Source organism: Microbacterium paludicola (genome assembly GCF_015235415.1).
Lineage (GTDB): Bacteria > Actinomycetota > Actinomycetes > Actinomycetales > Microbacteriaceae > Microbacterium > Microbacterium paludicola.
In genome coordinates, this window is record NZ_JADGLL010000016.1 from 43874 (window position 1) to 64993 (window position 21120).

At 72.1% G+C, this 21120-nt stretch carries 19 protein-coding genes; 8 read left to right on the forward strand and 11 right to left on the reverse strand.

All coding sequences use genetic code 11. The features are described from left to right. Window positions 1-13 precede the first annotated feature (13 nt). Together IR155_RS08345 and IR155_RS08350 are read right to left on the reverse strand one after the other, a co-directional pair. Complete coding sequence (locus IR155_RS08345; RefSeq protein WP_135114377.1) at window positions 14-790, reverse strand: DNA-formamidopyrimidine glycosylase family protein; 777 nt, start codon at window positions 788-790, stop codon at window positions 14-16. After that, window positions 783-5600, reverse strand: a complete 4818-nt coding sequence (locus IR155_RS08350) for an Lhr family ATP-dependent helicase (RefSeq protein WP_135114378.1) — start codon at window positions 5598-5600, stop codon at window positions 783-785. Before IR155_RS08350 ends, IR155_RS08345 begins: the two co-directional genes overlap by 8 nt. Between IR155_RS08350 and IR155_RS08355 the strand changes: the two genes are divergently transcribed. Next, window positions 5599-5841, forward strand: a complete 243-nt coding sequence (locus IR155_RS08355; RefSeq protein ID WP_135114379.1) for a hypothetical protein — start codon at window positions 5599-5601, stop codon at window positions 5839-5841. The genes IR155_RS08350 and IR155_RS08355 overlap by 2 nt on opposite strands. Continuing rightward, window positions 5804-6067, forward strand: a complete 264-nt coding sequence (locus tag IR155_RS08360) for a hypothetical protein (RefSeq protein WP_135114380.1) — start codon at window positions 5804-5806, stop codon at window positions 6065-6067. Before IR155_RS08355 ends, IR155_RS08360 begins: the two co-directional genes overlap by 38 nt. A 7-nt stretch (window positions 6068-6074) precedes the next feature. Here the strand turns inward: IR155_RS08360 and IR155_RS08365 are convergent, their stop codons facing one another. Continuing rightward, a complete protein-coding gene (locus IR155_RS08365) occupies window positions 6075-6722 on the reverse strand; it encodes an alpha/beta hydrolase (RefSeq protein WP_233441153.1) in 648 nt (215 codons plus the stop codon). A 76-nt stretch (window positions 6723-6798) separates the two neighbouring features. Here IR155_RS08365 and IR155_RS08370 point away from each other — a divergent pair, with 76 nt between their 5' ends. Further along, complete coding sequence (locus tag IR155_RS08370; protein ID WP_135114382.1) at window positions 6799-7422, forward strand: NUDIX hydrolase family protein; 624 nt, start codon at window positions 6799-6801, stop codon at window positions 7420-7422. Here IR155_RS08370 and IR155_RS08375 read toward each other — a convergent pair. The 3 genes from IR155_RS08375 to IR155_RS08385 all read right to left on the reverse strand — a co-directional run bounded on the left by IR155_RS08375 (window position 7419) and on the right by IR155_RS08385 (window position 10236). Further along, window positions 7419-7973: a TetR/AcrR family transcriptional regulator gene (locus IR155_RS08375; RefSeq protein ID WP_135114383.1), complete on the reverse strand. Its 555-nt coding sequence runs from the start codon at window positions 7971-7973 to the stop codon at window positions 7419-7421. The genes IR155_RS08370 and IR155_RS08375 overlap by 4 nt on opposite strands. A gap of 83 nt (window positions 7974-8056) precedes the next feature. Then, window positions 8057-8899, reverse strand: a complete 843-nt coding sequence (locus IR155_RS08380) for an alpha/beta fold hydrolase (RefSeq protein WP_135114384.1) — start codon at window positions 8897-8899, stop codon at window positions 8057-8059. Window positions 8900-9165: 266 nt separating this feature from the next. Continuing rightward, window positions 9166-10236: a threonine aldolase family protein gene (locus IR155_RS08385; protein ID WP_135114385.1), complete on the reverse strand. Its 1071-nt coding sequence runs from the start codon at window positions 10234-10236 to the stop codon at window positions 9166-9168. 98 nt (window positions 10237-10334) lie between these two features. On the opposite strand from IR155_RS08385, the gene IR155_RS08390 reads away from it, so the two are divergent. Together IR155_RS08390 and IR155_RS08395 are read left to right on the forward strand one after the other, a co-directional pair. After that, window positions 10335-11549 (forward strand): sensor histidine kinase, encoded by a 1215-nt coding sequence (locus IR155_RS08390; protein WP_228066843.1) that lies wholly within the window; start codon window positions 10335-10337, stop codon window positions 11547-11549. A 76-nt stretch (window positions 11550-11625) separates the two neighbouring features. Next, window positions 11626-12267, forward strand: a complete 642-nt coding sequence (locus tag IR155_RS08395) for a response regulator (RefSeq protein ID WP_135114386.1) — start codon at window positions 11626-11628, stop codon at window positions 12265-12267. Window positions 12268-13255: 988 nt separating this feature from the next. On the opposite strand, the gene katG is transcribed toward IR155_RS08395, so the two are convergent. Beyond that, window positions 13256-15493 carry a catalase/peroxidase HPI gene (gene katG / locus IR155_RS08400; protein WP_135114387.1) on the reverse strand — a complete coding sequence of 746 codons (2238 nt, stop codon included), beginning with the start codon at window positions 15491-15493 and terminating at the stop codon, window positions 13256-13258. A 40-nt stretch (window positions 15494-15533) separates the two neighbouring features. Beyond that, window positions 15534-15995, reverse strand: a complete 462-nt coding sequence (locus IR155_RS08405) for a Fur family transcriptional regulator (protein WP_322783515.1) — start codon at window positions 15993-15995, stop codon at window positions 15534-15536. 195 nt (window positions 15996-16190) lie between these two features. On the opposite strand from IR155_RS08405, the gene IR155_RS08410 reads away from it, so the two are divergent. Continuing rightward, window positions 16191-16964, forward strand: a complete 774-nt coding sequence (locus IR155_RS08410; RefSeq protein ID WP_135114388.1) for an ABC transporter ATP-binding protein — start codon at window positions 16191-16193, stop codon at window positions 16962-16964. Further along, the gene (locus IR155_RS08415) at window positions 16961-18424 is read left to right on the forward strand and encodes an ABC transporter permease (RefSeq protein WP_135114389.1); all 1464 of its coding nucleotides are present in this window, start codon (window positions 16961-16963) and stop codon (window positions 18422-18424) included. Before IR155_RS08410 ends, IR155_RS08415 begins: the two co-directional genes overlap by 4 nt. 326 nt (window positions 18425-18750) lie before the next feature. Here the strand turns inward: IR155_RS08415 and IR155_RS08420 are convergent, their stop codons facing one another. Both IR155_RS08420 and IR155_RS08425 read right to left on the reverse strand, forming a co-directional pair. Then, the gene (locus tag IR155_RS08420) at window positions 18751-19248 is read right to left on the reverse strand and encodes a GNAT family N-acetyltransferase (RefSeq protein WP_135114390.1); all 498 of its coding nucleotides are present in this window, start codon (window positions 19246-19248) and stop codon (window positions 18751-18753) included. Then, window positions 19245-19760, reverse strand: coding sequence for a hypothetical protein (locus tag IR155_RS08425; RefSeq protein ID WP_135114391.1), 516 nt, complete (start codon window positions 19758-19760; stop codon window positions 19245-19247). Before IR155_RS08425 ends, IR155_RS08420 begins: the two co-directional genes overlap by 4 nt. Window positions 19761-19895: 135 nt before the next feature. On the opposite strand from IR155_RS08425, the gene IR155_RS08430 reads away from it, so the two are divergent. Next, window positions 19896-20525, forward strand: coding sequence for a 2-phosphosulfolactate phosphatase (locus tag IR155_RS08430; protein WP_135114392.1), 630 nt, complete (start codon window positions 19896-19898; stop codon window positions 20523-20525). A gap of 11 nt (window positions 20526-20536) precedes the next feature. Here IR155_RS08430 and IR155_RS08435 read toward each other — a convergent pair whose 3' ends face one another. Further along, window positions 20537-21025: a SprT-like domain-containing protein gene (locus tag IR155_RS08435; protein ID WP_135114393.1), complete on the reverse strand. Its 489-nt coding sequence runs from the start codon at window positions 21023-21025 to the stop codon at window positions 20537-20539. Window positions 21026-21120 lie beyond the last annotated feature (95 nt).

Below are 21120 nucleotides of genomic sequence, written 5' to 3' on the forward strand. Positions count from 1 at the left end.
CGCGCGCCGCGCGTCAGGCGGGCTGGCAGCGTGGGCACCAGTAGACGACGCGCTCCTTCGTCGGATCCGCGCCGAGCGCCGAGCGCCGGATGGGCGTGCCGCAGCGGCGGCACGGGCGATGCTCGCGCCCATAGACCCAGCGACCCTGCCCGCGGCGGCTGTCGCCGGTGAAGATCCGCACCGGCAGCTCGACGTTGCGCCGGATGGTCCGCACCCCCAGATCCAGCAGCGCGGGGACATCCACCTTGGTCGCCGGGCGCTCCGGATGCACGCCCCGCAGGAACAGCAGCTCGCTCGCGTACTCGTTGCCGAAGCCGGCGACGTGGCGCTGATCCTGGATGGCGACGTGGATCGCGCGCGGATCGGATGAGACGCGGCGCGCGGCCTCCGCCGGATCCCAGTCGTCCGACAGTGGATCGGGACCGAGATGGCCCACGACCCTCGCCTCGTCACGCGTGGGGAGCACCTCGACCATTGCGAGCTCGAACCCGACCGTCTCCCACGCGCGCGTGCCGACCACCGCTCGGGCCTTGTAGGCGGGCTTCCGCCAGCGCTCGCCGGCGCGGTACACGTGCCACTCGCCCTCCATCTTCAGGTGCGAGTGAAGCGTCAGCTCGTCGAACCGGTGAAGCAGGTGCTTGCCGCGGGCGACGACCTCGCGCACCACCTGGCCCGTGACGTCGGCGTTGGCGCTGCCGGGAACCCGCACCTCGAAGCGCGTCACCTCGTGGCCGGCGAGCGCCCCGTGCAGCCGCCGCGCCGCCCGGTGGACGGTGTCGCCCTCAGGCACGTCGCCCGCCGATCGCGGCGGATCCGGCGGTCGCCTTGCGGAACGTGAGGCCCTTCGTCGACTCGACGAAGCCCGCCTCGCGTAGCGCCCGGCCGACCGCGGTGCCGTAGACGAACTCGCCGTTGACCTGCTCGACCGTGAGGGTCTCGAGGCGCCGCTCGCGGGCGGTGCGGGCGAGGTCGGCGGCCGCCGCGGTCAGCACCTGCTCGTCGTCGGTGAAGGCGAGGGCGGTGCGCCCGCCGCGCTCGAGATACAGCACGAGCGCGCCGTCGACGAGCACGACGAGCCCGCCCGCCTTGCGGCCGGGGCGGTGCTTGACCGCGTCGAGCGCCGGCCAGGGGAGCGCCGCACCGTACGGGTTGGCCGGATCCGTCGCGGCAAGCGTGACCGCGCGCAGCGGAACCGGATCGGGCAGGGCCGAGAACTGGCGCAGCCGGTCGATGGTGGGGGAGGTGGCGAACTGCGCGGCGCCGAGCTTCTCGATCAGGTAGCCGCGGCGGCAGTGGCCCGCCTGCTCGAGGCTCGCCAGCACGCGATACGCCTGGGCGAACCCGCCGGGCACGCCCTCGTTCTGCACTGCCCCGCGCGTGACGACGCCGTAGCGGTCGAGCAGCAGCGACGCGGTCGCCGTGTGCCGCACGGCGGCGTCGGGTTCCGCGTCGGGGAGCAGCGACCAGCGCCCGCCCGAGGCCTGGGGGCGCGGCGGGTTCGGGGAGGTGCCGCCGAAGCTCGGCCGCGAGAGCGAGGCGCCGCGGTACAGCCGGGCGCGGGGCGTGCGCCGCGCGGAGCGGTGCGCCTGCGATCCGGCACCGAGAAGTGACCGGACCGGCGCGAACGTGTCGTTCGTCACGCGCCCGGCCCAGACAAGGTTCCACAGCGCCTCGACGGTGCCGATCTCGGTCTCGCCCTGCGCCAGCTCGCGCAGCTGCGCGGCGAAGTACGCCCCGCCCCCGGCGAGGGCGCGCACGAGGCGCGCCTCGAGCGAGTCGGGCGCGACCTCGATATCGGACGGCGCGATCGTGAGCGGCGCCCCATCCGCCGGGTGAAGGGCGATCCAGCCGTCGCGGCCGGGCAGCGATCCGTGCCCCGACCAGACGACCTCGCCGGTCGCCGTCAGCTCGTCGAGCATCGCCGGGGTGTAATCGCGCACGCGGGAGGGGAGCACGAGCGATTCCCACGCGCTCGCGGGGATCGGCACGCCGGCGAGCTGGTCGATCGCCGCCAGCACGCCGTCGATGCCCTCTAGCGGACGCGTGATGTGCTGCCAGTCGGGAAGGAAGCGGGCGTAGGCGTCGGGGGCGACAGGCTCGACGCTTCCCCGCAGGGCCGCGAGCGAACGCATCCGGATGCGCCTCAGCGCCTCGGCGTCGCACCACTCCGGCTCGTCGGACACTCCCGCATCGGCGAGGAAGAACCCGCTGACGAGGCGCCCCTGGCCCTCGAGGCGCTGCAGCGCATGGCGGGCGACGGCCGGACCGATGCCGAGACGCTCGGCGACCGCGGCGGTCGTGAACGGGCCGTGCGTGCGGGCGTAGCGGGAGACGACGTCGCCCAGCGGATCGGGAAGGGGCTCGAGGAAGGCGACGGGCACGCCGACCGGCAGGGCGGCACCGAGCGCGTCGCGCAGCCGCCCCGCGTCCTCGATCGCGGCGTACCGCTGAGTGCCCGCGACGTTCACGGGGATCGCGCGGCGCGCGTCGACCAGGGCCTCGAGATACCCCTCGCTCGTTGAGCGAGCGGAGCGAGTCGAAACGGTGGAACCGTCTCCGGGGGTGGAGGCCTCGGCGGTCTCCGCCGCGTCGACTCGGCCGTTCCTCCCTCGCTCGACCACCGAGGACGGCTCCAGCCGCTCCGCCACCTCGTCGACCGACAGGGGGCCGAGCACGCGCAGCAGGTCGGCCACGCCCTCGACGCCGCGGGCACGGCGATCCGGGGCGAGACGTTGGGCCTCGGCCTCGAACTGCGCGATGACGTCGGGGTCGAGCAGCTCGCGCATCTCGACCTTGCCGAGCAGCTCGGAAAGCAGCGACGGATCGACGGACAGGGCCGCGGCGCGACGCTCGGCGAGGGGCGAGTCGCCCTCGTACATGAACGCACCGACGTATCCGAACAGCAGGTCGCGCGCATACGGCGACGGCTGCGCGGGCTCGGTCTCGACGAGCCGGATGCGCCGCTCGCCGATGCTGCGGACGATGCGCAGCAGCGCGGGGAGGTCGTAGACGTCCTGCAGCACCTCGCGCAGGGTCTCGAGGATGATCGGGAAGGTCGGATGCCGGCGTGCGACCTCCAGCAGCTGCGCCGAGCGCTGCCGCTGCTGCCAGAGCGGGCTGCGCTTGCCGGGGTTCTGCCGCGGCATCAGCAGGGCCCGCGCGGCGCACTCGCGGAAGCGCGAGGCGAACAGCGCCGATCCGCCGACCTCGTCGGTGACGATCCGCTCGAGCTCATCCGGATCGAACACGAACAGCTCGGCGCCCGGCGGCTCCGACTCGGCGTCGGGGATGCGGGCGATGATGCCGTCGTCGCTCGCGACCGCCGATCCTTCGACGCCGAGGCGCTCGCGGATGCGGGCGTTGACCGCCAGCGCCCACGGCGAGTGAACGTGCATGCCGTACGGGGAATGCAAGATGATGCGCCAGTCGCCGACCTCGTCCCGCCCGCGCTCGACAGTGAGCGTGCGGTCGGTGGGAAGGGTGCCCGTCGCCTCCTTCTGCTCGGCGAGATAGCCGAGCAGGTTCTGGCGCGCGAACTCATCCAGGCCCGCCTCGATCAGCCGTTGCTCGGCCTTCTCGGGCGCGGTCGAGCTCAGCTCGCGCGCGAACCTGCCGAGGGCCTCTCCGAGCTCGGCGGGACGGCCGAGGCCGTCGCCGTGCCAGAACGGCACCTTGCCCGGCTGACCGAACGCGGGCACGACGTTGACGCGGTCGTGGGTGATCTCGACGATCTTCCAGCTGGTGGTGCCGAGCGTGAAGACGTCGTTCACGCGCGACTCGTAGACCATCTCCTCGTCGAGCTCGCCGACGCGGGCGTTGCGGGTCTCGCCGGCGATGAAGACGCCGAACAGCCCGCGGTCGGGGATCGTGCCGCCGCTGGTGACCGCGAGCCGCTGCGCGCCCGGTCGCCCCTCGATCGTGCCGGCATCGCGATCCCAGACGAGGCGCGGGCGCAGCTCGGCGAACTCGTCGGACGGATAGCGGCCCGCCAGCAGGTCGAGGGTCGCCTCGTACGCACTGCGCGGCAGGGAGCGGAACGGCGCGCTGCGGCGCACGGTCTCGAACCAGTGCTCGACCTCGATGGATCCGAGCGCGGTCGCCGCGACCGTCTGCTGGGCGAGGATGTCGAGCGGGTTCTGCGGCACGGCGATCGACTCGATCTGGCCGGCGAGCATCCGCTCGGTGACGATCGCGGTGTGGAGGACGTCGCTGCGGTGCTTGGGGAACAGCGCCGCCTTCGAGATCTCGCCGACCTGGTGCCCGGCGCGGCCGACGCGCTGCAGGCCGCTCGCGGCGCTGGGCGGAGCCTCGACCTGGATCACCAGGTCGACCGCACCCATATCGATGCCGAGCTCGAGGCTGCTGGTCGCGACGACGCAGCGCAGCTCGCCCGACTTCAGCTGCTCCTCGACGATCGCCCGCTGCTCCTTCGAGACCGAGCCGTGGTGCGCCTTCGCGAGTACGGGATCCGCACCGGCCGTGGAGCCGGCCTGCGCCATCATCGCCGCGGGAACGGTGGGCTCCGGCAGGTCGAGCCCGAGCCGCTCGCTGTAGATCTCGTTGAGCCGCGCGGTCAGCCGCTCGGCGAGCCGCCGGGAGTTCGCGAACACGATGGTCGAGCGGTGCGCGAGGATGCGATCGACGATCGCCTCCTCGACATGCGGCCAGATCGATCCGGTCATCTCGGTGGCTTCGGGTGGGGCCCCCGCCGCCGAGGCTCCGCCCGGCGCGAATGCGCCGGGTGGAGAAGCGGTCGGGGAGAACCACTCGCCGTCGTCGCCCGTCTCGGCCGCGGGGGCGGCGCCGGCCGCGGGAGGCGGGTTCTGCATGTCGGCGATCGGCACCGTCACGCGCAGCTCGAACGTCTTCGACGCGCGCGGGGCGACGATGTCGACCGGAGCCGTGCCGCCGAGGAACCGGGCGACCTCGTCGATCGGCCGCACCGTGGCCGACAGGCCGATGCGCTGCGCGGGCTTCTCGAGCAGGTCGTCGAGCCGCTCGAGGCTGACCGCGAGATGAGCGCCGCGCTTGGTCGCGGCGACCGCGTGCACCTCGTCGACAATGACCGTGTGCACCTCGCGCAGCGTCTCGCGGGCCTGGCTCGTGAGCATCAGGTACAGCGACTCGGGCGTCGTGATCAGGATGTCCGGCGGATGCCGCACGAGCCGCTGCCGGTCGGTGGACGGCGTGTCGCCCGATCGCACGCCGACGCTCACCTCGGGCGCCTGCTCGCCGAGCCGCCGCGCCGCCTGCGAGATGCCGACGAGGGGCGAGCGGAGGTTGCGCTCGACATCCACGCCGAGCGCCTTCAGCGGCGAGACATACAGGATCTTCGTGCGCTCGGGGGCGGCGTGGTCCTTCTCGCGGAACACGCGGTCGATCGCCCAGAGGAACGCCGACAGGGTCTTGCCGGATCCGGTCGGCGCCACGACCAGTGCGTGGCGGCCCTGCGAGATCGCGTCCCACGCGCCCACCTGCGCGTCGGTCGGCGCCGTGAAGGCGCCACGGAACCACTCCCGCGTCGCGGGGGCGAACCGATCGAGCACATCCACCGGTCCAGTCTGCCGGGCGCCTCCGACATACGGGCAGGATGGTCCCATGGGAAAGCGATTCGGCCCGCTGCATGCGACGGAACAGGGGGTGCGGATCGGCGATCCGACGCGCCGCCACCTGCTGCTCGCCGAGGACGGGATCCATCACGTCGACGGCGAGAAGCGACTCGCGACGTTCGCGTGGGAGCACGTCGAGAACGTGCGCCTCGGGTGCCACGACGTGGTTCCCCTGGCCCGGGGCCGTCGCAGGAGTGCTGTGGGCGGCGGCCGTCGCGCTCGCGCAGGATGACCTCGGCGTCACGGTCGACGACGGCAAGGCCGAGGTCGCGACCCGCGACGGCGTCGAGGTCGTCGACGTCAGCCGTCACCACCTCGGTCCCTACTGGAAGGGCGCGGTCGCGCGCACCGAGATGCTCGTCGAGTGGCTCGCGGCCAAGCCCGAGCGGCGGACGCTGCTGTCGGCGCCCGACGAGCTCGTGCGGCGGGCCGCGCGGCGACAGGCCCGCATCGCGTGAGCGACGGTCAGCCCAGCTGACCCAGCTGCTTCTCGAGGAACGCCCGCACGTCGGCGAGCTCGTGCTCGGAGACCGCGTGGCGCAGCTCGGGATAGATGCGGCCGACGAGGTCGCTGTGGCCGGGAAGCCAGTCGGTCGTGTGCAGCACGAGCGCCGCGGGAATCACCTCGTCGAGCGCGCCGCGTCCCCAGAACACCGGCGGCCGGCGCTCCGCGAGATCGGCGTCGCCCGGCAGCTCCCCCGGGGTGGCGTACCCCGACAGGTTGATGACGAACGCGAAGCGCTCGGGATCGAGCCGCAGCGCCTGCAGCGCTACCGCCGCGCCCTGCGAGAAGCCGAGCAGCCCGATGCTCGTCGCCTCGGACGCCACCTCGTCGAGCCACGTCAGCAGCGCGTGCGCGGCGCGCGTTGTGTGCACGGCATCTCGGCTCTCCAGGCCCTCGATCGGATACCAGGATCGGCCGGGCGTCGGGAACGGCGGCTCGAGCGGCGCACGCACAGCAGCGATCGCGAACTCCGCCGGCAGGTGCGGCGTCAGCGCGAAGAGGTCGCGCTCGTCGGCGCCGTAGCCATGCAGCAGCACAAGCAGCGTACGGCCGGCCGGCTCGCCCGACCAGAGCACGGCATCCGGATCGAGGATCGGGTTCTCTGACACCCGTCCATCCTGCCGCGAGCCTGCGACGTTGCTCCACGGGGCAGAGGGATTCGGTGTGGCCCGGTAGAAAGGACTCATGGCCGTGCGCACACCTGATCCGGATCCCGAAGAGCAGCCCTCCGACGACGCGGACTTCTCCGCGGTGGGAGCGGCCGGGTTCGGCGGCGTGCCCGGGGGCGGGACGAACCCCGCGTGGCTGAGCGACATCGAGCTCGCCGAGATCCGCCGCCGCCTGCCGATGATCTACGTCGAGGCGGTGCCCGTGCGGACGGATGGGACGGGCGCGGTCACGCAGGTGGGCATCCTGCTGCGCGCGACGCCGCTCGGCGAGATCAGCCGCACGATCGTGTCGGGCCGTGTGCGGTACGGCGAGACGGTGCGCGACGCGCTGTTCCGCCACCTCGAGAACGACCTCGGCCCGATGGCGTTCCCGCTGCTGCCGCCGTCGCCCGTGCCGTTCACGGTCGCGGAGTACTTCCCGATCCCCGGCGTGAGCCCGTACCACGACGACCGCCAGCACGCCGTGTCGCTCGCGTACGTCGTGCCCGTCACGGGCACGTGCGAGCCCCGTCAGGATGCGCTCGAGGTCACCTGGCTGACGCCCGAGGAGGCGTCGTCCGAGGCGCTCGCCGCCGAGATGGAGGGCGGCCGCGGCACGCTCATCCGCACCGCCCTGGCCAGCGTCGGCGCCCTGCGCTAGAAGGCCGCGTCGATGAGGGTCGCCGCGGCCTGACGGGCGACGCCCGCCGACTCGGAGGTGCCGAGGATGGCGGCCGTGGTCTGCGCGCCCTCGGCGAGGATGGCGAGCTGCGGCCCGAGCTCGGCCGGCCCGCCGGCGTCGGCGACGAGCCGATCCACGTAGGCCTGGAACGAGAGCTTGTGGTCGCGCACCGCCAGCGCCACCGCCGGGCTCGTCGCGCCGAGTTCGCCGAACGTGTTGATGAAGCCGCAGCCGCGGAAGTCGTCCTCGTCGAACCAGTTGGCGAGATGGTCGTACACGGCGAGCAGGCGATCGCGGGGAGTGTCGGCCCGCGCCACGGCCCCGTCGATGCCGCTGGTCCAGAGCTGGTGACGATGGGCGAGGACGCCGAGGACGAGCTGCTCCTTCGACGGGAACTGCTTGTAGATGGTCTTCAGCGACACGCCTGCTGCATCGCGGACGGCATCCATCCCGACCGCGCCGATGCCCTGGCTGTAGAACAGCCCGTCGGCCGCGCGGACGATCTGCTCGCGCACATCCGTATCGCTCATGTCAGCTCCCACCTTCCCCTCCACAGCGTAACCGGATCGGAGAACCGAGGTTCTCCGATCCGGTTGCGGCTTCGTGTCGCGATTCAGGCCTTCACGAACGGCAGGAGCGCGGCATTGACCTCGTCGGCGTGGGTCCACAGCAGGCCGTGGGGCGCACCCTCGATCTCGACGTACTCGGCGGCGGGGACGGCCTCGTGGAAGCGGCGGCCGGTCACGTCGATCGGCAGGATGGCGTCGGCCGTTCCGTGCAGGATCAGTGTGGGAAGGCCCGCATCGCGGACCGCGGCGACGTCCTCGCGGAAGTCCTCGAGCCACGCGTCGACGACCGCGTAGGCGGCGACGGGCGCGCTGCCGACCGCGGTGATCCAGTTGGCGCGGACGACCTCCTCGCTGATGCGGGATCCGAGCGTCTCGTCGAGGTTGTAGAAGTCGTTGTAGAACTGCGTGAACCACGCGTAGCGGTCGCTCTTGGCGGCGGCGGCGATCCCGTCGAACACGGCCTGCGGCACGGCGCCCTGGTTGTCGTCGCGCTCGACGAGGAAGGGCTCCAGGGAGGCGAGGAACGCGAGCTTCGCCACCCGCTCGGTGCCGTAGACGCGGGTGTAGCGGGCGAGCTCGCCCGTGCCCATCGAGAACCCGACGAGGATCACGTCGCGCAGGTCGAGCGTCTCGAGGACCGTGTTCAGGTCGGCGGCGAAGGTGTCGTAGTTGTAGCCGCCGTCGACCTTCGACGAGCCGCCGAAGCCGCGGCGGTCGTACGTGATGACGCGGTAGCCGGCGGCGAGCAGCTCGCGGGTCTGCTTCTCCCAGCTGTCGCCGTCGAGCGGGTAGCCGTGGATCAGCACGACCGGCTGGCCGGCGCCCTGGTCCTTGTAGTGGAGCTCGATGGGGGTGGAGTTCTCGGTTCCGACGGTGATGTAGCCCATGATGTCCCTGCCTTCGACTTGGGGAGAACGTGCGTTCTCCGTCTGGTCATGACTGTAGGGGAACGAGCGTTCTCCGCACAAGCGTCGAGTGACTTTGTGCATCCCGGGCGTGTCGCGGGCGCGCCGCGAGAGCGCTGATCCGGGTGGCGAGTGCACATCCTGCGTCTCGGCGGCGCCTCTCCGGCGTCAGCGCACATCGTGCGGGATGTGCAGTCGCGGCCGCGCTGTGCCGTCGCGGCGCAGGATGTGCCGCGACGGGGCCGGAGTTAAGGGGTCGCGGATGTCGCCGCGGCGATCGCGGCGATGAACGCGTCGACGTCGGCCTCGGTGGTGTCCCAGCTCGTCAGCCAGCGGACCTCGCCGGTCGCCTCGTTCCAGTCGTAGAAGCGGAAGTCCTCGCGCAGGCGATCGGCGACGCCCGGCGGCAGGATGGCGAACACGCCGTTCGTCTGCGTCGGCTGCGTGAACGAGACGCGGGTGATGGATCCGTCGGCAAGGCCCGCCTCGATGCCCGCGCGCAGGCGGGCCGCCATGGCGTTCGCGTGTGCGCCGCTGCGCAGCCACAGGTCGTCGGTCAGCAGCGCGACGAGCTGCGCCGAGACGAACCGCATCTTCGAGGCGAGCTGCATCGCCGACTTGCGGAGGAAGTCGATCCCGGTCACGGCATCCGGATTCAGCACGACGATCGCCTCGGCCCCGATCGCGCCGTTCTTCGTGCCGCCGAAGCTCAGGACGTCGACGCCGGCGTCGCGGGTGAACTCGCGCAGCGGCACGCCGAGCGCGGCGGCGGCGTTGGCGATCCGCGCGCCGTCCATGTGCAGCGTCAGCCCGAGAGCGTGCGCGGTGTCGGCGATGGCGGCGATCTCGTCGACCGAGTACAGCGTGCCGAGCTCGGTCGACTGCGTGATCGACACCACCTGGGGCACCGCCTGATGCACGCCGCGGGAGCCCGCGACGGAGCGGATGAGGTCGGGCGTCAGCTTCGCATCCGGCGTGTGCACCGGCACGATCTTGAAGCCGCCGACCTTCTCGGGCGCCCCGCCCTCGTCGGTGTGGATGTGCGCGACGGCGGGCGTGATCACCGCGCCCCAGCGCGTCAGCATCGCCTGCAGGCCCACCACGTTGGCGCCGGTGCCGTTGAACACGGGAAAGGCCTCGACACCCTCGCCCAGCAGCTCGACGAACTGCCGCTGCAGCCGGGCGGTGTACGGATCCTCGCCGTACGAGACCGTGTGTCCGCCGTTCGCGGCGGCGAGGGCGGTGATCACCTCGGGATGGGCGCCCGCGTAGTTGTCGGACGCGAAGTGACGGCGGGACGCATCGTGCAGGGGATCCACCGGATCAGCCTACGGCGGGCGCCGGGTGCATCCGTCGGCCGGACGCATACATCCGTCGGCGGATGTGGCCGGTCGTCGCGGACCGTACGGTGAAGAGGATGGACGACAGCAGCAACTCCGAACCCGGCCCCCTGGCGCAGCGCCTGCGCGGGCTCTTCCGCGAGGTGTCCCCGACGCAGTGGGCGATCGACACCGTCGCCGGGGTGCTTTTCACGGCGTTCGCGTTCATCTCGATGCGGGCGGTCGGATCGACCTCGCTGGCGGCGGACATCATCACCGTGCTCGCCATGGTGGCGGCGCTTATGCTCAGCCGCGTCAGCCCTCCGCTGGGGCTCGCCGTCGCATGGGCGGGCGCCCTCTGGCAGGTCGGCACGGGTCAGCCGCCGAGCCCGTCGAATATGGCGATCTTCGTCGTCCTGTTCGCGACGGCGGCCTACGGGTCGCGGCTCGTGTTCTGGGCGGGCTTCGCCTCGGCCTTCATCGGCGCGGCGATCATCGCGACGTACCTCGTTGTGGTGCCGCAGCTGTGGTTGGGCCTCGGCATCTCCTCGCTGTCGGAGTCGGCGGTCACGGCGGCGCTCGCCTTCGCGGCGGCGCTGTTCGCGCTGCTGCTGTCGTGGACGGCCGGCGCGCTGTTCCGCTCGATCGGCCGTGGGCGCGAGACGCGGCGTGCGCAGCGCGAGGCCGAGGCGCGGGTGTCTGCCGAGCAGGAGCGGGGCCGCATCGCCCGCGACATGCACGACGTGGTCGCCCACTCGCTCGCCGTTGTGATCGCGCAGGCGGACGGTGCGCGTTACGCGGCGGCGGCGGATCCGGAGGCCGCGACCGCCGCGCTCGGGACGATCAGCCAGACCGCCCGCGCGGCGCTCGCCGACGTGCGGCTGCTGCTGACCCAGCTGCGGCACCAGCAGAGCGAGGGGCCGCAGCCGACGCTCGCCGACCTCGAGCAGCTCTACGCGCAGGTGCGCGCGGCGGGCGTCGACCTGCGCGTCGACGTCGACCCCGCGCCTCCCGGGGTGCCGCCGGCCGCCGTGCAGCTCGCCGTGTACCGGATCCTGCAGGAGGCGCTCACCAACGCCCTGCGGCACGGGGACGGCGGTCCGGTCGACGTGGGTCTGGCGTGGCATCCGGATCGCGTGGATCTCCACGTGCGCAATGGCATCCGGAGCGACGGCCGGACGGCCGAGCCGGGCGGGCACGGCCTGATCGGCATGCGCGAGCGCGCACAGCTGACCGGAGGGCGCCTCGACGCCCGGGCCGAAGGGCCGGCGTGGGTCGTGCGAGCCGAGATCCCGATCCGGGCCGCCGCATGAGCGCCCCGCGCCTTGGCGCCCGCGGGCATGTCCCCCCTCGTGCCGCTCTGCGCCCGGCGGATGCGAGGATCGCAGGATGATCCGTGTCGCGCTCGTAGACGACCAGTCGCTCTTCCGGGCGGGCATCCGCATGCTCGTCGCCTCGCAGCCAGACCTCGAGGTCGTCGGCGAAGCCGGCGACGGGCGCGAGGCCCTGGCGGTGGTCGCCGCGACCCGTCCGGATGTGGTGCTCATGGACATCCGGATGCCCGTCATGGACGGTCTCGCCGCGACCGCGGAGATCCTGACGCAGCCGGATCCGCCGAAGATCGTCATGCTGACGACGTTCGACCTGGATGAGGCGGCCGCGCGGGCGATCCGGCAGGGCGCATCCGGGTTCCTGCTGAAGGACGCCGACCCCGAGTTTCTGCTCGCCGCGATCCGCACGGTCCACGCCGGATCGTCGGTGATCGCCGCGTCCGCCACCCGCGAGCTGTTCGCCCAGTTCACCGAGACAACCCGGCCCGTGCCGCCGGCCTACGCCGACCTCACCGACCGCGAGCGGGAGATCTTCGCGCTCGCCGCCCGCGGGCTCAGCAACTCGGAGATCGCCGCGCGCGAGTTCCTCAGCGAGGCCACCGTCAAGACGCACATCAGCCGCATCCTCACCAAGCTCGCGCTCCGCGACCGCGTGCAGCTCGTCGTCTTCGCGTTCGAGCACGGGCTGGCGTCCTTATAAACAGCGGCTCGCACGCTCGGGGGCCGCAAGCGGCCGCCCTCGCGAGCGAGGCAACGTCGCTGGCGCTCCGTTGCGGCAGCGCTTCGCGCTGCGTTGGTCGCTTCGCTCCACGTTCGCTTCGCTCGCACACGGGTGGCACAGGTCCGGTGCCCGGCCCGCCGGTTATCGAGCGAGCTTGCGAGTCGAGATGACGGCCAGCACGGATGGGCGGCTTCGGCTCGGTCGCTTCGGCTCGCTGGCGCTCGCTCAGCAACCGATGGGGCGCACAAGTCCGGTGCCCAGTCTCCCGGTTATCGAGCGAGCGGAGCGAGTCGAGATGACGGCTCGCACGGGTCGGTGGCTTCGGCTCGCTGGCGCTCGCTCAGCAACCGGTGGGCGGCACAGCCCGTCAGCCAACCCCGGTTATCGAGCGAGCGGAGCGAGTCGAGATGACGGCCCGCACAGGTCGGTCGCTTCGGCTCGCAAGCTCGCTCAGCAACCGATGGGCGGCACAGCCCGTCAGCCGACCCCGGTTATCGAGCGAGCGGAGCGAGTCGAGATGACGGCCCGCATGGATGGGCCGCTTGGGGTCGGTCGCTTCGGCTCGCAAGCTCGCTCAGCAACCGGTGGGCGGCACAGCCCGTCAGCCAACCCCGGTTATCGAGCGAGCGGAGCGAGTCGAGATGACGGCCAGCACATGTCGGTCGCTTCGGCTCGCTGGCGCTCGCTCAGCAACCGGTGGGGGCAATGGGTTCGTTGCCTAACCCCGGTTATCGAGCGAGCGGAGCGAGTCGAGATGACGGCCAGCACATGTCGGTCGCTTCGGCTCGCTGGCGCTCGCTCAGCAACCGGTGGGCGGCACAGCCCGTCAGCCGACCCCGGTTATCGAGCGAGCGGAGCGAGTCGAGATGACGGCCAGCACAGGTCGGTCGCTTCGGCTCGCTGGCGCCCGGCCCCGAACGCGACGATGCCGCCCCCGCCGGAGCGGGAGCGGCATCGTGCGTGAGACTCAGCGCAGATCGAAGCGGTCGTTCTCCATGACCTTGACCCAGGCCGCGACGAAGTCCTTCACGAACTTCTCCTTGGCGTCGTCCGAGGCGTAGACCTCGGCGAGCGCGCGCAGCTCGCTGTTCGCACCGAACACAAGGTCGACGCGCGAGCCCGTCAGGCCCGTGTTCGACGTGAACGTGCGCTGGTCGTCCGACGGCGTCCACTCGATGCCGAGCTCGAGCAGGTTCACGAAGAAGTCGTTCGTCAGCACACCCGGGGTCTCGGTGAAGACGCCGAGGTTCGAGCCGTCCCAGTTGTTGCCGAGCACGCGCAGGCCGCCGACGAGCACGGTCGCCTGCGGCGCCGAGACGCCCAGGTGGTTCGCGCGGTCGAGGAACAGGTACTCGCTCGGCAGCTTCAGGTAGCCGCTGTCGTAGTTGCGGAAGCCGTCGGCCACCGGCTCGAGCCAGGCGAACTGCTCGGGGTCGGTCTGCTCCTGCGTCGCGTCGACGCGGCCCGGGGTGAACGGCACCTCGACCTCGACACCGCCGGCCTTCGCGGCCTGCTCGACGCCCACGCCACCGGCGAGCACGACCACGTCGGCGAACGACAGGCCCGACTCGGCCGCGATCGTCTCGAGGTGCGCGATGACCGGCTTCAGCTGCTCGGGCTGGTTGACGATCCAGCTGACCTGGGGCTCGAGGCGGATGCGGCCGCCGTTCGCGCCGCCGCGCTTGTCGGACGAGCGGAACGTCGCCGCCGCCTTCCACGCGGTCGACACGAGCTGCTGCACGGTGAGGCCCGAGTCGAGGATGAGCTGCTTCGCCTTGGCGATGTCCGAGGGCTGGGTCGAGCCGCCGGTCGCGGGCAGCGGGTCCTGCCAGATCAGGTCCTCGGCGGGAACCTCGGGGCCGAGGTAGCGCGCCTTGGGGCCCATGTCGCGGTGGGTCAGCTTGAACCAGGCGCGGGCGAACGCGTCGGTGAACGCGGCCTGGTCGTCCTTGAACTTCCGCGAGATGCGGTCGTACTCGGGGTCGAACCGCAGCGCCAGGTCGCTGGTCAGCATGCGCGGCTCGCGCTTGCCGTCGGAGTGCGACATCGGCACCATGTCGGCGCCCGCGCCGTCCTTCGGCTTCCACTGCTTCGCACCGGCGGGCGACTCCATGAGCTCCCACTCGTACGCGTACAGGATGTGGAAGAACTCGTTGTCCCAGCGGGTCGGGTGGTACGTCCACGTCACCTCGAGGCCCGACGTGACGGTGTCCTCGCCGTTGCCGGTGCCGTAGCCGTTCTTCCAGCCGAGGCCCTGCTCCTCGATGGGAGCTGCCTCCGGGTCCGGGCCGAGCTTGTCGTCGGGGTGCGCGCCGTGCGTCTTGCCGAACGTGTGGCCGCCGGCGATCAGCGCGACCGTCTCCTCGTCGTTCATTCCCATCCGACGGAACGTCTCGCGGATGTCGCGTGCCGACGCGAGCGGGTCGGGGTTGCCGTTGGGGCCCTCGGGGTTGACGTAGATCAGACCCATCTGCACGGCGGCGAGCGGCGCCTCGAGGTCGCGGTCGCCCGTGTAGCGCTCGTCGTCCAGCCAGACCTTCTCGGGGCCCCAGTAGACGTCGTCATCCGCCTCCCAGACATCCGGGCGGCCGCCGGCGAAGCCGAAGGTCGGGAAGCCCATGGTCTCGAGCGCGACGTTGCCGGCGAGGATGAACAGGTCGGCCCACGAGATCTTCTGGCCGTACTTCTTCTTGACCGGCCACAGCAGGCGGCGCGCCTTGTCGAGGTTGCCGTTGTCGGGCCACGAGTTCAGCGGGGCGAAGCGCTGCTGGCCCGCGCCGCCGCCACCGCGGCCGTCGTGCGAGCGGTACGTGCCGGCCGAGTGCCAGGCCATGCGGATCATGAACGGGCCGTAGTGACCGAAGTCCGCCGGCCACCAGTCCTTCGACTCGGTCATCGCGGCGGCGAGGTCGGCCTTCACCGCGGCGAGGTCGAGGCTGTTGAACGCCTCGGCGTAGTCGAACTCCTCGCCCAGCGGGTTCGCGACCGCGGGGTTCTTGGCGAGGATCTTGAGGTTCAGCTTGTTCGGCCACCACTCGGTGTTGGCCGAGCCCATCGTCGGGTGGACGCGCGTGCCGGCGCCCTCGGTGGCCTCGGGCGCGGGGCCGGTGCCGGGAAGGGCGGGTTCGCTGTCGACGGCGGCGGGCTGGACGGATCCGCCGGGGGAGTCGTAGCCGAAGGGGCAGGAGCCGGTGCTCTCGGTCATTTTCGCCTTTCGTGCGGGGATGGGACGGGAGGAAGGGGGATCAGGATGCGACGGGCGCCTCGGACGTGCGCGCCTGGCAGTCGGGGCACAGGCCCCAGAAGATGAGCTCGGCCTCGTCGACCGCGAAGCCGCGCGGGTCGGCGGGCATCATGCACGGCGCCGCGCCGTGCTGACACGCCACGTCGACGATCAGGTCGCACGAGCGGCACACGAGGTGGTGGTGGTTGTCGCCGACGCGCGACTCGTACCGGGCGACCATCCCGTGCGGCTGGATGCGGCGCACGAGGCCCGCCTCGGTGAGCGCGTGAAGCGAGTCGTAGACGGCCTGGTGCGAGACCGCGGGCAGCTGCTCGCGCACCGCGCGGATGACCGTGTCGGTGTCGGCGTGCGCGTGCCGGCCCACGGCGTCGAGCGTGGCGACGCGGGGCGCCGTGACCCGCAGCGCGGCGGCGCGCAGCGCCTGCTCCACGCCGGAAGCGTGCGCGTCAGGGGAGTGGGTCACGTGGGGCACCGATCGCTCAAGATTTGAATGATTCAAACTTAGCGGAAGCCTCCGGCATCCGTCGCCCGACCGCGGGATCACGCGGCAGACCCGGGCGTGTCATCCGGATCCGGCATCCGGATCATCCTTCCGATGTACGCGGATGCGTCGCGCGGGCGATGAGGAGCGGGGGTGCGGATCCGTAGCGTCGCAGTCATGGAGATCACGACCACCGACATGGGCCTCGCCGCCCGCGTGCAGAGCCTCACCAAGACCTACGGATCGGGCGACAACACGGTGCGCGCGCTCGACGACGTCACCGTCGGCATCCGCCGTGGCCAGTTCACGGCGATCATGGGCCCCAGCGGCTCGGGCAAGTCCACGCTGATGCACATCATGGCCGGCCTCGACGCCCCGACCTCGGGCCGCGCGTGGATCGGCGACACCGACATCACGGGCCTGCGCGACACCGAGCTGACGCTGCTGCGCCGCCGCCGCGTCGGCTTCGTCTTCCAGGCGTTCAACCTGGTGCCGACGCTCGACGTGCGCGGCAACATCCTGCTCCCCTTCGACCTGGACGGCCGCAAGCCGTCGGCCGAGGAGCGGGCGCGGATCGACGGCCTCGTCGACTCGCTCGGCCTGGGCCCGCGCCTCGCGCACCGCCCGCACGAGCTCAGCGGCGGTCAGCAGCAGCGCGTGGCGATCGCGCGTGCCCTGGCCACGGCCCCCGACCTCGTCTTCGCCGACGAGCCGACCGGCAACCTCGACTCGCGCACCGGCCGTGAGGTGCTCGCCCTGCTCGCCACCGCGAGCCGCGAGCACGGGCAGTCGATCGCGATGGTCACGCACGACCCGATCGCCGCGAGCCACGCCGACCGCGTGCTCTTCCTCGCCGACGGCCGCATCGCCGCCGACAAGCCGCGCCAGAGCGCCGAGCAGATCTCTGCCCACATGCTCGCGGCTGAGACCCCCGCGCAGGTGACGGCATGACCGCCGTGCTTCACCAGGTCGTCCCCGACACCTCGGGCACCGCTCCCTGGTACTCGCGGCTCGTGTTCCTCCGCGAGCGCGGCATGGGGGCGAGCATCCTTGTCGCCACCATCTCCAGCGCGTTCGGCGTGCTGCTGCTGAGCGCGACCGGCTTCATCGGCGCGATGATCGCGCAGGATCCCTACATCGGCGACTCCCCGCTCGCGCTCGCCGTGATCTCCATCCTCGGCATCATCCTGCTGCTCGTCGCGCTCTACGTCGCCGCGGTCGTCACCGCCAACACGTTCTCGACGATCGTGGCGGGCCGCACGCGCCGGATCGCCCTGCTGCGCCTGATCGGCGCCACCGCGCGCTCGCAGCGGATCGAGGTCGCGCGCCAGGGCCTCGTCGTCGGCGCGATCGGCGCCGCGATCGGCCTGATCGCCGGGATCGGGATCGCCGCGGTCGGCGTGGCCGTGGCCGGACGCCTCGTCGGCGCCGTCGAGTACGACGTGGCGCAGGCGTCGCTGCTGGTGCCGCCCGCGATCGTGGCGCTCACGACCTGGGCCGCCGCCTGGGCAGGGTCGCGCCGCGTGCTGACCGTCACGCCGCTGCAGGCCCTCGGCGGATCCGTCGAGCGCCAGCACGACGAGTTCGCCCGTCCCGCCCGCAGCGTCGCGTCGGTGGCGCTGATCGCCGGCGGAGCGCTGCTGCTCGGCCTCGGCGCGATGGTCGGGATGGCCAACCCGCTCGGCATCGTGCCGGCGTTCATCGGCGGGCTCCTGTCGTTCACCGGCCTCGTGATCGGCTCCACCGCGATCATGCCGCCCCTGCTGCGCCTCACCGGCCGCCTGTTCGGCGGATCCGCCGTCGCCCGCCTCGCGTCGGAGAACGCGCTGCGCTACCCCGAGCGGTCGAGCCGGATGGCGATCGGCGTTGTGATCGGCGTGACCCTGGTGACGATGTTCGCCGTCGCGGCCGAGACCGCACAGCTCGTGATGATCACGAGCGCCGAGATGAGCGGCTACCCGCAGGATCGCCTTGTCGTGCTCGACCAGTTCGCGCTCGTGATGATGGTGCTGGTCGGGGTGTCCGCGGTCATCGCGGCCGTCGGCCTCGTGAACCTGCTCACCATCGGCGTCGTGCAGCGCCGCCGCGAGCTCGGCCTGCTGCGGGCCCTGGGGCTGTCGAACGCGCAGATCCGCCGGATGGTGCTGCTCGAGGCGACCCACATCACCCTCACCGCGCTGCTGTTCGGGCTCATCCTCGGTGTCGCCTACGGCTGGGCCGGCGCGCAGTCGGTGCTCGGATCCGTGCCGCTGTCGATGGGGATCCCCGCGTTCTTCGTCGCCCCGGCGGTGCCGTGGCTCACGATCGGCGGCGTGGTCCTGGCGGCCGCCGTGCTCACGCTCGTCGCCGCTGTCACCCCCACGCGCCTGGCGACCCGCGCGGTCCCGGTCGAGGCCCTCGCGGCCGACTGATCACCCGCGTCCACGCTCCGTGCGCCGAACCTGTCGGGGGTTCGGCGCACGGCTCTTCGCTTGTTGAGCGAGGAGCGCAGCTTCCTCTGTTCGTTGAGCGAGGAGCGAAGCTTCCTCTGTTCGTTGAGCGAGGAGCGAAGCTTCCTCTGTTCGTTGAGCGAGGAGCGAAGCGACGAGTCGAAACGCCCGCACATCCCCCTCGAGATGCCACGTGCGAGCGCAGCGAGCGTGCCGCGAAGCGGCCAACCAGCGCGCCCAGCGCTTCCCTCTGTTCGTTGAGCGAGGAGCGAAGCGACGAGTCGAAACGCCGGAACCCGCCACCCCCCTCAGATCCCTCGCACCATCCGCCGCTCGTGCAGCACGACGCCGCCGTGGCGCTCGTCCTTGGTGGCGCCGTCGAAGGCGAAGCCGATCTTCTCGTAGAACCGGATGGCCCGGGCGTTGCCGTCAAGCACCCACAGGAACGCGGGTAGCTCTCCGATCGCCGCGTCGGCGAGCAGCTTGCCGGCTCCCGACCCGTGCCGTCGCGGATGGACGTAAAGCGCCCACAGCTCGAGCGGCCAGGGCGGATCGTCGCCGCGCGCCGGGCCGGATGAGCTGAAGCCGATGAGGTCGCCGTCCTCGAGCGCGACCCACGTTCGGCCCTGGGCCTTCGGGTTCTCAAGTGTCGTGCGCCACCGGGCCGCGCGGGCGACGATGTCGAGCCTGTCGAGCACCGCCTGCGGGATGAGCCCCGCGTAGGCGAGCTGCCAGGTGCGGATGTGCACCTCGCTCAGCCGGTCGGCATCCTGCGGCACCGCCCGCCGGATCTCGATCTCGCTCACTGCGCGGGATCCGGATCCGCCGGTTCCGGATCGAACGCCCACGTCGGCGCGAGGCGCTTGAGGCGGGCGCCGCGCCACTGCCACATCGCCCAGAGCGGGCCCCACAGTGCGGGAGCCGCGAGCCCGCCGATCACGAGCCGCTCGCGCCACAGCGTGCGGGTCGGATCGCCGGGCGCCGGGGCGACGGCCATCTGGTGATCCCAGACGTCGAGGCTCGCGAGGGGGCCGGTGAGCGGGATGCCGCAGTCGCGCAGGATGCGCACCTCGCCGCGCGCGTCGGTCGTCGTCCGGTCGTGCACCGAGATCAGGTGGGCGCCGAGGCCCATGCCGAATGAGCTGTACCTGACGGGAGCGTCCGCGCCATCCGTCCACCGGGTCGGCAGGCCCTCGCTCGCCATGGATTCGACGCGCAGCAGGGGGCCGTACAGCTCGGCAAGGGCGGCGGGCGAGTGCAGGGCCCGCCAGGCGGCATCGGGATCGACCTCGAGCACGAGCTTCTGCAGGATCCGCATGCCGCCACTCTGTCATCCGCCCTCGGCTCGCGTCATCCTCCGCGCGACAACCGATCGCTCCGGGACACGGCCACGGTGTAACGCCGGATGACCCACCGCAGACCGCGCAGGATGCCTTCGTCATACGCTGATCTGATGAGCTCGCCGTTCGATCAGTCCACGTATCAGGTCCGCCTCGACTGGGGTGTCGAGGGGCTGCGCCGCCTCGCCGCCGCCGACATCTACGTCGTCGCCGATCCGATCCGGTACTCCTCGGGCGTGCTGAAGGTGCTCGCGAACGGCCACGACTTCGACGTCGCTCGCTCCGACTGCCCGAACGGCGGCGCGATCACCAAGGAGCTCGCCGCCCGTGACGACGTCCCGGTGGTGTTCGCGGGCACGCTCGGCAACGCGACGGCGGTGGCCCGGGCGGTCAAGGATGAGCAGGAGCGGCGCCAGGCCCGCACCAGCGTCGCGATCATCGCGGGCGGTGAGCGCACCCCCGAGGGCGACATCCGCTTCGCGGTCGAGGATCTGCTCGCCGCCGGCGCGATCATCGACGCGCTCGTGCCTCTCGGCATCGACCACTCTTCGCCGGAGGCGGTCGCCGCGGCCGAGTCCTTCGCGGCCCTGCGTCGTGGGGTGAAGCACCTGCTGACCGGATCCGGATCCGGTCGGGAGCTGGAGAGCGATCCGGATGCGCAGGCGGACGTGGTCGCCGCGGCGAAGGTCGACTCCACCGACGTGGTGCCGGTGCTGCGCGACGGCTTCTTCGTCGCGCGGTAGACGGGCCCGCGCTACCGCGGGGTGGCCGCCGCCAATCGGGTCGCCGCGGTGATCTCGCGGCGCTCCCAGCGGAACTGGTGGCGGACGTCGAACCGCGGAGCGCACTTCACGCACGACATCGGCCGCGTCGGACGGCGGTGGCGGTAGGCGAGGTGCCCGGCGGGGCACGTCCCCACCCACGGGGCGAGCTCGTTCGCGGTCTCGCCGCGGTGGGTCGTGCCGCCGACGTACCCGAGCTCGCGCGCGACGCGCTTCCAGGCGGGCCCGTGACCCGCGGCAGGCCCGGCGAGCGCGTGGGCCACCTCGTGCAGCAGCGTCTGGTGGTTTGTGTCGTCGTCGTACCGCGCCGTCAGGTACCGCGACACGGAGATGCGCTTGCGCGAGTAGTCGCACAGACCCGCGCGGCGCTTGGCGTTGTCGAAGCCGAACGTCCACGACGGATCCAGGTGGAGGTCGATGAGGGCCTGGGCCCACACCCGCACGCGATTCAGATCCGACACATCAGAAACGGTATCCGGGCCCACCGACATCCGCCCGCGGCGACGCTCCCTCCGCGTCCGCGCGGCACTGCGTCCCGCCCCGCGCGGCCCCGACC

Coding starts and splice junctions, on each gene's coding strand:
- IR155_RS08355 (WP_135114379.1), top strand. CDS start 5,599: ATGGGAAAGCGATTCGGCCCGCTGCATGCGACGGAACAGGGGGTGCGG.
- IR155_RS08350 (WP_135114378.1), bottom strand. CDS start 5,600: ATGGGACCATCCTGCCCGTATGTCGGAGGCGCCCGGCAGACTGGACCG.
- IR155_RS08370 (WP_135114382.1), top strand. CDS start 6,799: ATGGCCGTGCGCACACCTGATCCGGATCCCGAAGAGCAGCCCTCCGAC.
- IR155_RS08375 (WP_135114383.1), bottom strand. CDS start 7,973: ATGAGCGATACGGATGTGCGCGAGCAGATCGTCCGCGCGGCCGACGGG.
- IR155_RS08380 (WP_135114384.1), bottom strand. CDS start 8,899: ATGGGCTACATCACCGTCGGAACCGAGAACTCCACCCCCATCGAGCTC.
- IR155_RS08390 (WP_228066843.1), top strand. CDS start 10,335: ATGGACGACAGCAGCAACTCCGAACCCGGCCCCCTGGCGCAGCGCCTG.
- IR155_RS08395 (WP_135114386.1), top strand. CDS start 11,626: ATGATCCGTGTCGCGCTCGTAGACGACCAGTCGCTCTTCCGGGCGGGC.
- katG (WP_135114387.1), bottom strand. CDS start 15,493: ATGACCGAGAGCACCGGCTCCTGCCCCTTCGGCTACGACTCCCCCGGC.
- IR155_RS08410 (WP_135114388.1), top strand. CDS start 16,191: ATGGAGATCACGACCACCGACATGGGCCTCGCCGCCCGCGTGCAGAGC.
- IR155_RS08415 (WP_135114389.1), top strand. CDS start 16,961: ATGACCGCCGTGCTTCACCAGGTCGTCCCCGACACCTCGGGCACCGCT.
- IR155_RS08425 (WP_135114391.1), bottom strand. CDS start 19,760: ATGCGGATCCTGCAGAAGCTCGTGCTCGAGGTCGATCCCGATGCCGCC.
- IR155_RS08430 (WP_135114392.1), top strand. CDS start 19,896: ATGAGCTCGCCGTTCGATCAGTCCACGTATCAGGTCCGCCTCGACTGG.